This is a genomic window from Streptomyces sp. NPDC017520 (assembly GCF_044329855.1).
GTDB lineage: Bacteria > Actinomycetota > Actinomycetes > Streptomycetales > Streptomycetaceae > Streptomyces.
The window spans coordinates 323,815-340,413 of record NZ_JBIRKB010000004.1 but is presented as its reverse complement, the minus strand read 5'-3'; the positions used below and the strand labels follow the sequence as shown (position 1 = coordinate 340,413).

Genomic DNA, 16,599 nt, shown 5'->3' with positions numbered 1-16,599 from the left:
ACGCCTCAGGCGTCGCCGGCGGGACCGTAGCCGAGTGCGGCACGGTTGAGGAGCCGGTCACCGAGGTCGGGCACCGGTTGCGGCGTGGCTTTCCCGGGTGCGGCCTTCTTCTTGGGTGCGGCCTTCTTGGCTGCGGGCTTCGGAGCGGCCTTCTTCTTCTTGGCCGCGCTCTTCTTGGCGGCCGTGGTGCCCCGCGCCTCGAACCTCTTCCGGAGCAGCGACAGCTGTTCGCGCTCCTTGGCGGTCAGGTCGGCGGGCAGAGCGTTGACGAGAGCCCGGGCCCGGCTGAGACCGTGGCGTGCCTGCGCCCAGTGCTTGGTGTTGATCGCCGTACGAATCACCCCGAGGCACTGCCGCAACGCCTTGAGCCTCGCCGCCGGCCGCCGGGGCATCGGGAACTCGGCCCCGCTGACCCGGCGCTGCCCGGCGGCGCGCGTACGCCAGTCCGCGCCGGCCGACAGGACGACGGATGTGCGCGGGTTGCTGCTCTGGTTGAGGCGTACCACGGAGTGTTCAGCTCCTCGGGCTGGATCAGGCGTGGCGGGGGCCGTGGCCGGGGGGCGGAGTGAGGGTGGAGCGGTAGGTTCCGGACTCGCCCTCGGTGAGCGGGTTCTCCAGCGTCAGACCGGCGGCGGCCATGCGGTCGTATTCGGCGAGGATCAGGTTCTTGGTGCGGTACTCGCCGTGCGCCTTCACGTCGTTGTCCCGGGTGACGTTGAAGGTGTCCAGGATGTACGCGGTGTCGTCGCGGGTGATGCCGTAGAGGTGGAAGAAGAGGGCGTCCAGCTCGGCGCGGATCACGGCACGGCGGTCGGGGTCCCAGCGGAAGGGGGCGCCGGTGTCGCCGAGGTCGCGGGCGAACGGATGCATGTCATTTGCGGTGTAGGTGAGTTCAAGTAGGCGGCCCGTGATGAACTTCGAGTGGGGCGCTACCTGCCCAGGGGTAGGGATTGCCACCTGCCGGACGACAAAGTAGCTCATTGAGGTGCCGCCGACGGACTGGCGAGCTACGTAGTCGACCACGAACGAGGACCAGATCGCCGCGAGTAGTGCTGCCTGCGGGGCCAGCGCCAGCAGGTACTTGTGACCGAAGCCGTGGGCCGGAGCGGCAGCCGCGATCAGCGTGCGCTCGTCGCTGGCTCGGCAGACGTCACGCCAACCGAAGACCCATTCCCGGTCCCATCCTTTGGCGGCCAGACGACTGCGAACGCCGAACTCCATGATCGGCTTGTCGTTTTTGTCGACCTCTCCGGTCGGGACATCATGCTCTGGCACCCAGTAGCGAGGTAGAGGTACGGCGGAGGGGTCCTGATGCCACTCCGCCGTGAAGCGCGGGAGGGTGCCCTTGTTGAGCTGCTGTTCCGTGGCGTTCTCGTAGGTGGAGAAGCGATGGTCGTAGTGGTGCAGCATCTTCGCCTCGTACAGCGGGAGCAGGCGCTCCTCACCGCGCACGAGCACGTTGCCGATGAGGGTCCAACCCGTCTTGAGCAAATCATCGAGGGTCTCATTGCTCTGCGCGGCGGGGCGGAACAGAGACGAGTCGCTCGCCATATTGAACAAGCCTTGCGTGAATGAGATGCCCCAAGGATTCCCGCCCGCCTTCTTCGTCTCGTTGAAAAGCACCGGAACGCGGCGGTAGATGCCCCGGGTGATTTCTGCGTCTCGCTGACTGCTGAACACGGGGCAGGTACCGGTGTTCGGGTTCATGGCCAGGATGTCCTCGCCCGTCAGCAGGTAGCTCCGATCGGTGATCTGCTGAGGCTGTCGCACCTTGAAGACCATCTGGATCGGCTCACGTAGGGTGCCCGCCCCTCGCAGCATGAACAGACAGAACCGGAGCTGGTTGTGTACCTCGGGGAAGACCTTGTCTTCGTTTTCGAAGTCGTAGAGGGCGACGAGCTGCCCCCTGGTAACGATGTCCTTGAAGAAGAACTGTGTCGTCGCATCCGTCGCGATCCCCGACGGGACGATTACACCCGTTCGTCCCCTCGGTCCCGTCAACGCGCGGTCCGTCTCCGCGAAAACGGCGTAAGTGTTGATCCGCCCCCGCCCCGTCAGCGGGAAGCGGTCGCTGCTCCGCAGGAAGTGGCTCTCCCCCTCCGCGCGTCGCTTCGCAGCCTCGAATTCGGCGTACAAACGCGCCCCGTCGCGGTCATCCCGCAGCTCGGCGATAAGCCGTTTCCGCGCAGCGGAGTTCTTGGCCCCGGCGATGCGCGGGTCCCGCTGGGCGAAGAACTCGTGCTCCACCATCTCGACCCGCTCCCACGGCGGATTCCCCACCACTGCGTCGAACCCACCCGCCCACCCCGTCCCCGGCTGCACGCCCGCCCCCGACTCCGGGACGGCGAACACCTCCGGGAACTCCAGGTGCCAGTGGAAGAAGCAGTAGCGGTCCCGCAGCTCCAGGATTTCCTTGTGCGTCGCGTCCGGCACCGCCGACTGGTCTCGACTCCGCAGCGCCCGGAACACCTGGTCCGTCGGGGCCTCCGGCGCGCCCGCGTACTTCGGCCACACGAACGCCGCGCACCACGCGTCGGCGGCGTGGAGGTCGTGGACGTACGCCGCCGACTCCATGTACGCCCGGTACGCGGACTCCTGCGCCCGCACGTCCTCCAGGCGGTCCGAGGCGGCCAGCGTGATGCGGGCCAGCTCCATCGCGTACCGCTCGTTGCCCGGCAGGGTCTCCGTGTCGAACAGAAGCTCGTCCTGGCCGCCCCGCTGGGCCTTGTTGCGCTTGACCAGCGCCGAGGCGTGCTTTCGGTCGTCGCCCTCGATCGGCTTGAACGCGTCGTCGGGGACGCCCTCCCCGAGCAGCTTCGGTGTCGTGCCGATCAGGCCGTTGCCACGCTTGACGTGCGCGTCCAGGAACCCGAGCGCCCGGCCCGGTTCCATGGCCTCCAGCCACAGCGACACCTTGGCCAGCTCCACGGCCATCGGATTCAGGTCGACGCCGTAGATGCAGCGGGAGACGACCTCGCGCAGGGCGTGGCGCATCGCGCCGGCCGTCGGCTCGGGGTTACGCTCGCGGACCGAGGCCACGCGCTTGGCGATGCGGCGGGCCGAGGCGACGAGGAAGTGGCCGGAGCCGCAGGCCGGGTCGCAGACCGTCAGGGACAGCAGTTCGGCGACGATGTCGTCGGCCGGGTCCGGCCGGCCGGCCGTCGTGGCCCGCTGTTCGCCCCGCTTGACGGCGTCGTCTATGACCGGGGTGAGGGTGGTGTCCAGCAGGCACTCGATGAGGGACGACGGGGTGTAGTAACTGCCCGTCGTCTTACGGGTGTTGCCCGCCACCTCCACCAGCTCGAAGGAGCGGTCGGCGGCGGAGTGCTTCGGCTCCAGCTCCAGGAGGGACTCGTAGACCGAGCCCAGTTCCTCGGCGTCCAGGTGGCGGTAGTCCACCGGCCGCCACCGGCGGGCGCCGGGGTCGCGGACCTGGGCGAGGTGGCGGACGGCGGCGAGCAGCGACTCGTTGGACAGCTTCAGGCCGTCCAGCGGGCTGTCCGCGTCGGTGCGGGAGAACAGGCCGCCGAGGCCGGGCAGCGCCAGCTCGGGACGGCCGCCCTCGGCGCCCAGCGCGTCGAGGACGATGCGCAGCGCCTCGTACTGGTCGCCGTGGGCCGTGCCCTGGCGGCGGCGGGCGCGCTCGCGCAGCCGGGCGGAGGAGAAGTACCGCTCGTACGCCGTGCGCCGCGGGTCGTCGGGCTCCCCGTCGAGCAGCGCACCGCGGTCCTCGGCGACGAACACGAACAGCAGCCGGTAGACGAGGCGCAGCAGGGCGTCCCGCAGCGCCTTGGGGTCGGTCTCCTCCCGCAGCGCGGCGTTGTCCGGGTGGCGCAGGAAGCCGGTGCCGAGGACGGTCAGGGCGTTCTGCACGCCCAGGCGCAGCTGGTCCAGGGCGCGGGTGCCCGAGGTGACGGCCTCGGCACGCCACTTCTCCAGCCAGCACCCCGAAGCCGCCGTGCCCTCCGCCACCGTGAACCGGGAGGCGTGCAGCAGGCTGTACAGCAGGACGAACTCGCTGAACAGCTCACCGTCGAACAACGCCTCCAGGTCGAACTCGACGTAGGCCGCCGTGGAGAACGACGAGGAGTCGCGGAGCAGCCGCAGGTGGCGGCCGTTGGTGACGATCGCCCACAGGTGGGTTTCGGTGCGGTTGAGGCAGTCCTGGACCAGGGACTGCGGCGGCACCTGGCCGGGGGCCGGGCGCTTGTCGAGCTCCTGGTTCCAGGCGACCTGGTGGACGAGCGCGGGGCCGTGGCGGTGGGAGATCCGGAACCGCTTGTCCGGTTCGGAGTCGGCGGCGACGCCCGCCGCGCCGATCTCCGTCAGCGCGCCGAAGTCCAGTTTGCGGAAGAGCTGCGCGAGCCAGTCGGTGCCGGCCCGGCCCGTCGGGTCGGCGGCGGGCACGCCGGTCTTCGGGTCCGACGGCAGCGCGGCGCGCAGCTCGCGCCAGAGCGGCTTGAGGTACTCCCAGGCCCGCTCGGCCTCGTCGCGCACGGGTACGGAGGCGGGCAGGCCGTAGTCGGCGGGCCGGGTGCCCGGCAGGTTCCGTGCCTCGGCGACGCGCAGCAGCATGTCGGCGGGGAGCAGACCGCCGACCGTGGTGATCGAGGTGAAGGCCAGGGCGGTGCGGGTGGCGGCGGACATCAGGCTTCGGCTCCGGAGACGGTAGAAGCGGGCACGGCGGCGGGCTGCTGCGGCAGGTAGACGTAGACGCCGAGGACGTCGGCGGGCTCCTGCGGGACGACCTTGAGACCGCGGACGATCTCCTCGTTCGCCTTGCGGACCCGGCGGTGCGAGGCGTCGAGCTCGGAGGCCAGACGGGTGCCGTACTCGGTGAGGTGCCCGGCCAGGTCCGGCAGCGCGCCCAGGTCCCGGGCGATCTGGTTGCGGACCAGCTGCTCGTGGGTGTTGCCGGTGGCGCGGGCCGTGAGCAGGGCGGCGGTCGCGTCGTCGTCGAGCCAGCGGGCGCGCGACGGCATCCCCTCGTAGGCGAGGAGGCGGGCGTCCTCGGCGACGAGCTGCCGTTCGCCGGTGCGGGACGGGAGCGTCAGGTGGAAGCGGTAGCGGACCAGCAGGAGCGTGGTGCGCACGGTGACCGCGTCCGTGGTGACCACACCGCAGCGGCGGGCCGGCCGGGGGCCGGGGGTGTCCGCGTCGAGCGCCGAGTCGAGCACGTACGAGGCGATGGTGCCGATCGCCGGGTCGGTGCGGACCAGCGCCGCCTCGCCGCGGCCGATCGCCGGTGTGGTGCGGAAGGGGATCTGCCGGTCCTCCTCGACCAGCCGCCCGCCGAGCGTCGCGGCGAGCGCGTCCCGCAGACCGGCCGGGGCCCCGCCGGCCTGGGCGGTGAAGTCACCGGTGCCGTCTCCCGCGTCGCGTACCAGCGCGTCCAGGTCGCGCAGCGCCTCCACGGCGAAGTCGCGGACCTCCTCGGCGCCGCCGAGCGCGGCCCGGACGGCGGCGACCTCGCGCGCCACCTCCTCGGGGTGGATCGCGCGCTGGGCGTACTTGGAACGGGACGTCTTCTCCCGCTCGGCGGCGGAGTTCCACTCGCGCTCGATACGGTCCAGCGACTCCTGGTGGCCGTCCAGGTCGAACAGGCTCTCCTGGCTGCCCTGCCGCCCGTGCAGCAGCAGCCACTCCACCACCGCGTCGGTGACGCCGGAGGCGGTCTCGTCGGGCACGGACACGGAGATGCCGAGGTCCTTCATGATCTGCCGGTGCTTCATGAACAGCACCTCCAGGACCTTGCCGTCGATGCCGTTGTCCTCGCCGAACATGGTGATGACGCGGACCTGGTCGCGCTTCTGCCCGTAGCGGTCGACACGGCCCTCGCGCTGGTCGTGCCGGGTGGGGTTCCACGCCAGGTCGTAGTGGACGACGGCGTCGAAGTGATGCTGGAGGTTGACCCCCTCGGAGAGGCAGTCGGTGGCGATCAGGACCCGCCGGGCCGCCGGACCGGGGGCCTCCCCGCCGGACCCGGCGCCCCCGGCCTCCCCGGCGGCTTCGGCGGCGAGCTGCTCGATGCGCTCCAGACGCTGCTGCGGGGAGAGCGTCCCGGTCACCGCGGCGATCTTCGTCCGCCGGCCGAGCTTGCCCTCCAGCTGCGTGGCGAGGTACTCGGCGGTGGGGATGTAGCGGCAGAAGACGATCGGGCTGTAGCCGTCGGCGATGAGGCCCTTCAGATGCCGGGTGAGCGCCTTCAGCTTCGCGTCGCCGGCCGGGCCGACGAGCTCGGCGGCCCGCTCGGCAAGTTCGAGCAGCCGGGCGCCCGCCTCCTCCGACTCGGCGGCCCCCGGCGCCACGTCCATGCCTTCGAGCCGGTCGCTGTCGGCGGAGTCGGCGGCCACCGGGGAGCCCAGCGCGTCCGCCTCCTGCGCGGTGCGGGCGGTCGCGGACTCGGAGCGGGTCCTCAGGGTCTGCGCGGCGGCGGCGGGCGAGGACACCATCGAGCGCAGCAGGGCGATCACCGACCACCAGGCGATCCGGGCCTCACGCCTGCCCTGCTCGCCCGCGGCGGCGACGCGGTCCCGGGCGTAGGCGATGGCGTCGTCGAGCAACGCCCGGTATGCGGGCGTCAGTTTGTACGGCTCGTCCTTCGTCCAGCGGTCGGAGGGGAAGGCCGTCCGCTGCACCAGGGAGTCGTCGGCGAGACCGTCCTCCTTCGTGAGGTACTCGCGGACGTCGGCGCGCTTACGGGCCACGAAATGCTCGGCGAGCCTCGCCCGGCCCGCCGGGGACTCCAGGTCCAGGGAGGCGAGTTCGGGCCGCACCAGGCCGAGCAGGTTGCGGAACGCCGACTCCTTGCCCGAGTGCGGGGTGGCGGTCAGCAGCAGCAGATGCCGGTTCGCGTCCGCGGAGACCCTGCGCAGCAGTTCGTGCCGGAGCTGGTTCGTACCGGACGCCGCCCCCTGCCCGGCGTCGTCGGCGGTCACACAGGAGTGGGCCTCGTCGACGATCACCAGGTCGGGACAGTGGCGTACGAAGTCCTCGCGGTGCCGGGTCGACTTGATGAAGTCCGTCGAGATGATCGTGTACGGGTGCTTGTCGAACAGGGACTGGCCGAGATCCAGGCCCCGCTCCAGGCGGGACACCGTGGAGGCCAGGACCAGTTCGGCCTCGATGCCGAACTTCTCCCGCAGCTCGGACTGCCACTGCTCGGCCAGCGAGGGGGAGCACAGCACCGTCAGCCGGGTCGCCTCGCCCTGCGCGAGCAGTTCCTTGGCGATCAGCCCGGCCTCGATCGTCTTGCCGATGCCGACGTCGTCCGAGATCAGCAGCCGTACGGTCCGCTGCCGCAGCGCCATCAGCAACGGGACCAGCTGGTAGGCCCTCGGCTCCACGGCGATCGAGGCCAGCGAGCGGAACGGGCCCGCGCCGGAACGGAACCCGATGCGCAGCGCCGTCCGCAGCAGACCGGCGGACCTCTGGTCGCCCACGTCGGACGGGCTCGGCGCCGCGAACTCCGCCGGGCGCACCTCCTCGAAGGCCGGGAAGACGGCCGCGATGTCGTCCTCGCTCCCGCCCAGGGGGCGCAGCACCAGCATGTCGGCGGCGCTCTCGGGCAGCACCACCCATTCCCGGCCACGGGCGGCCACCAGGGAGCCGGCTGTGTACGTGAGGCTCATGATCGTCTCAGTTCCTGTTAGTGGAAGAGGGTGGAGGCGGGCGGTCAACGCAGGTGGAAGTAGGCGGCGTTGTGCTGGGTGATGGCGTCCCAGTCGGCGTCCGTCGGGAAGCGCACGACGTCCCAGCCGGCGTCCTCCAGGCGGTAGCCCGCCTCGATGTCCCGCGTCGAGTCGGCCGGCCGGCCGGGGCCGTCGACGAACACCGCGAGGTTGGCGCCGTCCAGCCGGAAGACGAGATCGGGGCAGGCGCCCGCCTCCGGGACGAGGCTCCTGACCTCGTCCGGCAGCCGGTAGCCCTTCGCCCGGAGCCAGCCGAGCAGGTCGCCGCTCGCGACGAGGGCCCCGAGATCCGCCTCCAGCGGGGTGGGAGAGGGCACAGGCGGCTCCTCCGCCGCGTCACCGGTGGGGTTTTGCGCGGCGGCGGGGGCCAGCCTGCGGAACTGTTCGCTGCGGGACTCGCCGCGGTCCTCCCGCTCCGTGAGGGCGCCGGCCAGCCGCTGGAGCAGCGGCCGCGCGGCGTGCCGGCTCAGCTTGCGGTGGTGCGTCTGGTTGGCGTACGTCAGCAGGCAGGCGTAGCAGCCGCGGGCACACCCCTCGCCGCCGACCAGCTCGCCCTCGTCCGTGCCGGTCTCCGCGTCGAAGTGGCAGATCTCCAGGGCGGTCCGGGCGGCCTTGGCGAGCGCCCGCCTGTCCTGCTGGATGCGCCGCAGCACACCGGCGCCCCCTTCGGCGGCCTCCGTGAACAGGATGCGACGCCGGGGGCCGTCGTCCGGGGGCAGCAGCTCGGCGGTCAGCTCGGAGTCCTCCAGCTCGAACGCCGCCTCGATCCCCCGCTCCAGCGCGTACAGGAACGACAGCGCCACCGGCTCGGGCTCCGGCTCGTCGAGTGTGACCACGAGGATGTTGCGGCGGTCCTCCACGTACGGCAGGACCCGCTTCTTACGGCGCTTCTCGTTGCCGTCGTCGTCGACCACCGGCATGCCGCCTACGGGCGACGGCATGCCGGTGCCCTCGATGGCGTCCGCCGCGGCCCGGTCGTTGAGCCAGCGGCCGTCGCCGAGGTCGAGCCAGTAGCCGTCCGGCTCGCCCTCCTTGTCACGGACCCGGCCGAGGTTGGTGATGCGCACGGTCGCCGAATCGCCGTAGTCCACGGCGAGGACGGGCAGACCGTCGGCGTCGGTGACCCGCGAGGTGAGGCGGCCCTTGCGGGCTCCGTGGTCCTGGAACGCGTACGAGGTCTCCAGACGGAAACCGGCCCGGCGGCGCTCCTCCTCGTCGGAGGAGATCCGCTCGCGCGGAGTGGTGTACACGGTGTGCAGATGGAGCAGACCGGTGCGCTTGTTCCGCAGCTCCTCGAAGCACATCGTGCACCGGTCCACGCCGGCCCTGACGCCGTGGTGGTACCCGCAGCCGTCACAGCGCCGCGCCTCCGCCGTCGCCAGATCACCCGAGGCGTCCGGCGGCAGCTGCACACGGGTGACCTGGTAGCGGGCGCCCTCGTGGTAGATGAGCGCGCCGGGGCCGAACTCCCGGATCGCGAGGAACCGGGGACGCTGCAGGTAGTCGCCGTCGGCGTTGCGGCGGTTGCCGGAACGGGGGATGTACGCGGCCAGGGGCAGCCGGGGGAAGCTGTAGCCGGGCAGGAACCCCTCGGACGCCAGATAGCGGTACGGGTTGAAGTCGCTCATCACCGACTTGCTGTCGGAGGAGCGGTTCAGCAGCAGGTTCGTCTGAGTCTCCGCCTCGCGGCGCCGGGTACGGGCCTGGACCTGCTGCCCCTGCGACAGCGTGTGGTCGACGACGCGCTTGTTCTGCTCGTACTGGTCGACGACGGCCGCGCGGAACAGGTCCCGCCACCGCTCGAAGGACGCGTCGAAACGCTGCGGGGCCCGCTCGATCCGGTCCTCGATCCACTCGTCGTACCACCAGGTGGTGGCGGCGAACTCCGTCCTCAGCGGTTCGAGGACCGCCCGGGCGGCCACGACCGCGCGACGGCGGGCGCCCTCGTCGAGCGAGCGGTCGCGGATGTGGGAGTGCAGCGGCAGGGGCATGTCCGGATCAGGACGGTCGCTGCCGTCCGGGTCGTAGGCCACGTCGACGACGTCCGGGACCGCGACACCCAGCTTCATCCCCGTCTCCGCCAGCCAGATGCCCTGAAGGTGGGAGCGGACGAGGTCCTCGTTGGCGAGGTCCAGGCGCGGCGGGGCGACCTGTCCGGCCACCATGTCCTGGGACCGGCGGAAGTAGTACTGGTCGTGGCTGTTGCCCGTGGCGCAGTACGTGGTCACCAGCGCCGGCTGACCGGAGCGGCCCGCCCGCCCCGAACGCTGCGCGTAGTTCGCCGGGGTCGGCGGCACATTGCGCATCATCACGGCGTTGAGCGACGAGATGTCGACACCCAGCTCCATCGTCGGCGAGCAGTACAGCAGGGGCAGCTCCGCCGTGCGGAACTGGCCTTCGCGCTCCAGCCGGTCCTCCGGAGTGACCTGCGCGGTGTGCTCCCGGGCGAACAGGCCGGCCAGCTCGGCCGACGCCGTCCGGTACAGGTCGCGGAAGAACGGGTTGACGCGGGGACCCTCACCGCTGTTGTACGTGCGGGCCAGCGGGTCGACCGCGCCCCGCTCGCCGCTCCCGGCCCGCCAGACCAGGGCGGCCGCCGACACCCGGTAGCCGGTACGCTTCTGGGCCGCCCGGCGACGGAACGCGGGGCCGGAGCGCTCGGGGGCCCCGTCCACCTCGCGTACGAGTTCCGCCGCGAGCAGCACCTTCAGCAGGTCCTCGATGACGGTCTGGACGTCGTCCTGCGGAAGACCGCGCAGCTCGGGCATGTTCCGCCGCAGGTACTTCCCGAACTTGCCCCGGGCCGACACGAACAGCGCGGAGCGTTCCATGCCGGGCCTCGAACCGTACGGGTAGGCGGTACCCACGTCCGGCCGGTCGTTCTCGCTCAGCACCCACGGCCCGGTCAGCCGCTCCTCGCTGGCACGCTGAAGCGTGTCGAAGTCGTCGCGGAAGTACTGCACGTCGATGGCGAGCGCACGCCGCATGAAGTCGAGCAGGGTCCGGGCGATCTCCTCGCGCAGCGCCGGGTCCGCGTCGCGCAGCACGGCATGAGTGGCGTCCCAGCGGTCCGGTGCGGCGGCGATCCAGCGCAGGTCCTCGTAGTCGATCCGCAGCAGGCCCGTCTGCTCCAGGTTCGGCATGGTGATGCGCCACCCGCGCTCCAGGTCCCGGTAGAGCCGGTACCCGACGACATCGCGGAAGGCCTTCGTCGCGCGCCGCTCCATGGAGGGAGCCAGCGAGGCGCCCCCGGTGTAATCGCGCGTCGACAGCCCCATGACCTCGGTCACCGCCTCGGCGAGGTCGTCGTGGTGCAGCCCCTCCTCACCGGCCCGCAGCGCGGCCTGGTAAAGGGCGCCGCGCAACTGCGTCACCTGGGCGAAGTCGTTGAAGTGGCCCGCCTGGAGCGAGGCGTCCTGACGGTTGTCGACGAAGGTGAGCAGCTTGCGGGCCTCCTTGCCGAGACTGTCCTCGGGCACCGCCCGCAAAGACTTCACGATCGACGCGGAGATCAGGGAAGTCGCCGAGGACCGGCCCTCCTGGTCCAGCGTGGCCAGCTTGGCGAAGTCCCGCCCGCGGGTCTGCTCGTAGGAGACCTGGCAGTGCACGCAGAACAGGAACGGTGCGGGGACGAACGCAGCCGCCAGTCCCTCGCCCGACTCGTTCCCGAAGCCGTCCACGACGACATGCCGGGGAACCCGGGGACGGTAGGACTTCCTGACGACGGTCACGCCCTGGGCGTCCGACTCCAGCCACGACTCCGGCAGCCGCCGGTCGTCCACGGCCGTCTGCGGATCCGCCGGCCACTCGTAGTCCTCGCCCGGCACACCGAGATACAGATAGCCCTCGCCGGCCCGGCCGCCCGAGGCGGACGTGTCCCGGCGGGGCTCGTAACGGAACGAACCGTTCTCCTCGGTGCGCCAGACGGTCAGATACTCCTGGCCGCACTCACGGCAGAACGCCAGCGGGAACAGCGGCTTGCCGTCGCTGTTCGGCTGCTCCAGCTGGTAGGTGCGGGTGAGGGGCCGGCTGAGCGGATCCTCCAGCGTCGTGTAGACGGTGTCGCCCTTGGAGAGGAACTGGTGCAGGCGGAAGGCGAACAACGGCCGCTCCGTCACCGGGTGCTTCGCCTGCGAACCCGCCTCCAAGGTGGTGCGGATCGCCTCGCGGGCGCGCTCCTCGGCCACCCCGGAATGTGAAGCCAGCTCGGCCGCCGCGTCCTCGACCGTGCCCGGGGGACAGCGGCGCAGCCGCCCCGTGTCCTCCTCACGCTCCAGGCCGAACCGCGACTCCACCCAACGCGCCAGCGGGTCCTTCGTGAGCGCCTCGTAGGAACGGGGCGCCGCCGGAACCCGCAGGCGCTCGGCGGACACGGTCACCGGCGCCTCGTCGGTCGCCCGGACGAGGGTCTCGCCGATGACACGCTTCGGCAGCACCCGCGTACCGAACAGCCGGCCGGCGACCGCGGCCACCTCGCGCTGCTGCTCCTCCCAGGAACCCTCGGTGGACATGGTCGCCGACGTGCCGACGCACTGGAGGGAGTCCGAGGCGCCACAGGCCTCACGGACCCGGCGGATCAGGAACGCCACGTCCGCGCCCTGCCGGCCCCGATAGGTGTGCAGCTCGTCGAAGACGAGGAACTGCAGGCCCTCGGCCTGACGGATCAGGCTCGACCGGTCGTCCGGCCGGGTCAGCATGAGCTCCAGCATCACGTAGTTCGTCAGCAGGATGTCCGGCGGGTTCCTGCGCAGCTCCTTGCGCCGCTCCTCGGACTCCTGGCCGGTGTAACGGGCGAAGGTGACCGGCTCCCGCCCCGCGCCGAACCCGTGGCGCAGGTACTTCTCCAGCTCCATCAGCTGCGAGTTGGCCAGGGCGTTCATCGGGTAGACGACGATCGCACGGACCCGGCCCCCCGAGCCGGCCCCTCCCGTGCTGTCCCCTCCCGCGCGCAGGCTCGCCGCCTGACGCTCCTTCAGGACGTGGTTCACGATCGGGACGATGTACGCCAGGGACTTGCCGGAACCCGTACCGGTGGTCAGCACGTAGGAGTCGCCCGCCCCGGCGGCCTCGATCGCCTGCCGCTGGTGGAGGTGGAAGGTCAGCGGCCGCCCGTCCGGGCGTCGCGAACTCTCCTTCTTGCCCGCCTGGAAGATCTCCGCACACTTCGGGTGCAGCAGACCTTCCTGGACGAGGTCGGTGACCTTGCCCCCGTCGGCGAAGAAGGGGTTCAGCGAGAGCCACGGGTCGGGCCACTGCGACTTCGCCGCCAGGTCGTCCTTGACGAACGCCTCGATCCGGGCGTCCCGGAAGACCGTCGCGCTTTTGGTGAAGTCCTCGTACTCGCTGATCAGGTCGGCATGGATGCCGAAGACGTCCATGGTCTCGGGCAGCCGCGGCTCCCTGCGCGGCACGGGCACCGGTGCGGCCGGGACGCGCTCCGGGAGCAGGGCCCGCAGCCGCGCCACCGGGTCCATCACCACCCAGTGCGGCGCCAGCAGGGCCGCCGTGTCGTCCGGCGCCAGCGCGAGCGGTACCAGTACGTCACGGAGCAGGGCCGCGTTCTCGGGCCGCAGCTCGGCCTTCTTCTCCAGCAGACGGTCCACCAGGCGGACCAGCTCGGCGGGGAGGTCCGGACGTACCAGCGTCAGGAGGGGCGGCTGGGCGTGCTGGTGCTGTTCGGAGAGTTCGTACGGGGTCCTGGCGGAGAACGGCGGCTGCCCGACCAGCAGTTCGTACAGGATGCAGCCAAGGGCGTACAGATCGGCGAGACCGGAGACGCGCTCGGCCCGGAACTGCTCGGGTGCCATGTAACGAGCTGTGCCGACGCTGACGCCCGTGCTCGTCAGCCGCGTCTGGTCGGGGTCGTCGACGATCGTGCCCATGCCGAAGTCGAGGATCTTGACGGTGCCGTCCCCGGTCAGCATGACGTTGGCGGGTTTCAGATCACGGTGGACGACCCCGGCCGTGTGCGCGGCGGTGAGCCCGGCGGCGATCTGCGCGCCGATGGCGGCGACCCAGGAGACGGGGAGCTGGGGTTCCTCGTCGATGAGGTCGGCGAGCGGGTGGCCGTCCAGCAGTTCCATGGCGAGATACGGCAGGCCGCTGCCGCCCGGGGTGCCGTCGATGTCCCCGTCGATGCCCCCGTCGATGAGCAGGGTGAGGTTCGGGTGGCCCTGGGAGAGCATGCGCATGATCCGCACTTCGCGGCGGAAGCGGTCGAACTCCCCGGAGGATTCCGAGGCGTTGACGGCGATCCCGGTCCGGCCGCGCAACACCGTCTTGACCGCGACCTCCCGGTGCGGGGAGTCGGGCGCCGCCCGGAGGTCCTCGGCCCTGTGGACCTCGCCCATGTTCCCGCGCCCGACGATTCCCGTGATCCGGAACCGTGCGTCGACCCTCTCCAGGCTCACCGCGCCTCCCCCTTTTCTTCACCTGTCGCACACGAGGCAGACATACCCCCGGGGAGCGTATACCTTGACCTGATCGCCAGCATGACACGATCGTGTTGACATCGTCAACGGGCTCTAGGGTTGCCGTGCACCTCGTCCGGGCGAGGCTCACGAAGAGGTCAAGGGCAGGGGGTTCCACTCCGCGATCGTCCGCAGCGGGCCGGGCATGGTGTGCGTGGAGACGAAGGCCGAGGAGACGAACGTGACCGGGAAGAGCCAGATCAGCCCCGCGCTCTGCGCGACCTCGACACTGCGGGCCAGCAGCCCGATCGCCGCTCCCACCCAGGACATCGCGAAGGCGAAGAGCAGGATCAGCAGGTAGGCCGGGCCCCGCCCCTGGCCGGCGACGCGGTGATCCGCCGGCCAGGGACGGGGCCCGGCCACCCTCGGCGAAACAGTCCGGCGTTCAGCAACTGCCGGACACGTGTGGGCGGACTCCAGCACATCCGGGCCCAGGACGCGTACCACCTCGACTCACCTGTCGGGAAGGAGACCGGAGAGCGCGAGGGCCTGCCAAGGAGCTGCTCACCGCGGACCGCGCCGTTCGCCTCGCCCTCACCGGCCGGCCCGCCCTGCTGCTGTCTCGCTCCACCAGGCGCCCGAGCCGACTTGATGCGGCTCCTGGAACGCGTCGGCCTCGCCCACGGCCGCGACCCTGCGCATGGGGCGTACCAGGTCATGATCACCCGCGCCCGGCAGCGGCTGTTGCGGGGCCGGCAGGAGAGCCGGTTGGTCCGGCGTCCGGAGGGGGACGGATGGGCGGATTCGCGGGTCGGGACCGTCGCGTTCGATGTCAGACGTAGGCTGCTGTCGGGAACAAGGGGGAGACGATGACTGACGACCGCAAGACGACCGTGCCGGTGTGGACGCTGGCGACCGCTGACGTCCGAGTGCCGGGATTGACCGCGGGCGAGTCGATGACCGCTGAACGCCTGGCTGAACTGCGCGGAGCGCTGGCCGCTCTGGCCGACGAGCCGATCGTCACCCTTGAGGTACACCCGCTGCCCGACAAGATCGCCCGAGGCCGTGGCATCCCGCTCGACGCCGCGAGTCCCCTGGCGCAGCACCTGTCGCAGTTCATCACGCAATCGACGCGGAGTTCCCTGACGGCGGCCAGAGCGACCGCTTCCGGCGAGAATCTGTATCGCATGGTGGTCCCGGCGAAGGTCGCCGCCCAGTTCGGGCAGGGCACCGTTTGCTCGATGGTGCCGAGGGGGGCGGTCGGCGGCATCTACGGTGAGCTCGTGGATTCGACGGGCAGGATCGCCTCCAAAGCGACGTTCGTGCCGGTCGGAGGCGCGGCAGCGGCGGGCACGGTCGGCGGAGCCGGTGCGACCGCCGGTGCCGCGGCCGCCGGCGGCACGGCGCTCACCGTGGCCGCTCCGCTCGTACTCATGGCCGTGGCGGTGGGAGTGAGCGCGCACGCCGATCGCAGGCGCCAACAGGCCGTCGAACACATCACGGAACTGCTTGAGCGACTTCACGAGGAGAAGCTCGACGACGAGCGCAGCACACTCGACGGCTGTCGTGGCGCCATCGACAAAGCCACGGCCATCCTGCTCGACCAGGGCAAGCTCGGTGTTTCCCTGGGGCTCGACTCGGCGGTGCATGCCATCGACACGGCGCTGAGCAAGGCCGACGGCCGCTCTACCCGGTGGCAAGGCGCGCTCGACGGACTGCGCGAGGGCGAGGCCGTCGAACTCGGCACGCTGACCAAGGCGTTCCCCGGAGTCGATGACCATGGCGGCACGTTCCGCACCCACATCGAACTCGCTTTCCTGGCCATCGCGCTGAAGCGGCGGGTGGTTGTCCTCCAGGCCGTAGAGCACGCACAGAGCAACGACGGCAATCCGTTCGAGAACTTCACCCGCGAACTCAGGCGTGATCAGCAGCGCCTCGATGATTTGGAGTCGAGCATCGCCGGTGTCCTGGTGCGCCTGTCGGCACTGGAGCTGGCACGCCCGAGCGGCTTGCGGGCGCCCGTCTTCACGACCGGTGAAGTGGATCGCCTCATGAGCGCGACGCACCGGATTCACCAGCTGGGCCGTGGCGTCACCGTCAATCGTCGTACGACAGACGTGGCGATTGCTATCGCCCGCGACAAGGACGGCTCGGTGGTCGTGTTTCCCGCGTCGCCGGCGTAGACGTATCGGTGTGTTCGGCAATGCGCGCAGGGCATGGTGCACTGCGCACCGGCGGTCGACGACTCCGGCATCTGAGCCGCTACCGAGCGGCATACGACTGACACCCCCGGAGGGCTCGACGGGCGTCACGTCGACGGCCGACGGGTGTTCGTTCTCCTCACCGCGTTCGACCATGGACCGGATCACGGGCGGGGTCGCACCGGCCGGCCGGCCGCGCAGCGCCATCGGTTGACCGTCCGCCCGGCCTCCAGTGTGACGTTTCAGGAGAGTGGGGCGCTGGGTATAGGGGCACGCCTCTTTTCGGGGGTGAGCCGA

5 protein-coding genes and 1 pseudogene are annotated in these 16,599 nt (G+C 71.0%); 1 reads left to right on the top strand and 5 read right to left on the bottom strand.

What is annotated here, in order from left to right; genetic code table 11:
* Positions 1–5: 5 nt before the first annotated feature.
* From ACH4KB_RS12155 to ACH4KB_RS12135, 5 genes and pseudogenes are all read right to left on the bottom strand, one after another.
* The gene (locus ACH4KB_RS12155) at positions 6–506 is read right to left on the bottom strand and encodes a hypothetical protein (protein WP_398065867.1); all 501 of its coding nucleotides are present in this window, start codon (positions 504–506) and stop codon (positions 6–8) included.
* 25 nt (positions 507–531) lie between these two features.
* Positions 532–4,647 carry an Eco57I restriction-modification methylase domain-containing protein gene (locus tag ACH4KB_RS12150; RefSeq protein ID WP_398065866.1) on the bottom strand — a complete coding sequence of 1,372 codons (4,116 nt, stop codon included), beginning with the start codon at positions 4,645–4,647 and terminating at the stop codon, positions 532–534.
* The gene (locus ACH4KB_RS12145; protein WP_398065865.1) at positions 4,647–7,631 is read right to left on the bottom strand and encodes a DEAD/DEAH box helicase; all 2,985 of its coding nucleotides are present in this window, start codon (positions 7,629–7,631) and stop codon (positions 4,647–4,649) included. The genes ACH4KB_RS12150 and ACH4KB_RS12145 overlap by 1 nt, the downstream gene beginning before the upstream one ends.
* Before the next feature lie 44 nt (positions 7,632–7,675).
* A complete protein-coding gene (locus ACH4KB_RS12140; RefSeq protein WP_398065864.1) occupies positions 7,676–14,101 on the bottom strand; it encodes a protein kinase in 6,426 nt (2,141 codons plus the stop codon).
* A 150-nt stretch (positions 14,102–14,251) separates the two neighbouring features.
* Positions 14,252–14,464 (bottom strand): annotated as a pseudogene (locus ACH4KB_RS12135) (ABC transporter permease); the annotation flags it as partial.
* 506 nt (positions 14,465–14,970) lie between these two features.
* Here ACH4KB_RS12135 and ACH4KB_RS12130 point away from each other — a divergent pair.
* Positions 14,971–16,284: a hypothetical protein gene (locus ACH4KB_RS12130; RefSeq protein WP_398065863.1), complete on the top strand. Its 1,314-nt coding sequence runs from the start codon at positions 14,971–14,973 to the stop codon at positions 16,282–16,284.
* The last annotated feature ends 315 nt before the right edge of the window (positions 16,285–16,599 follow it).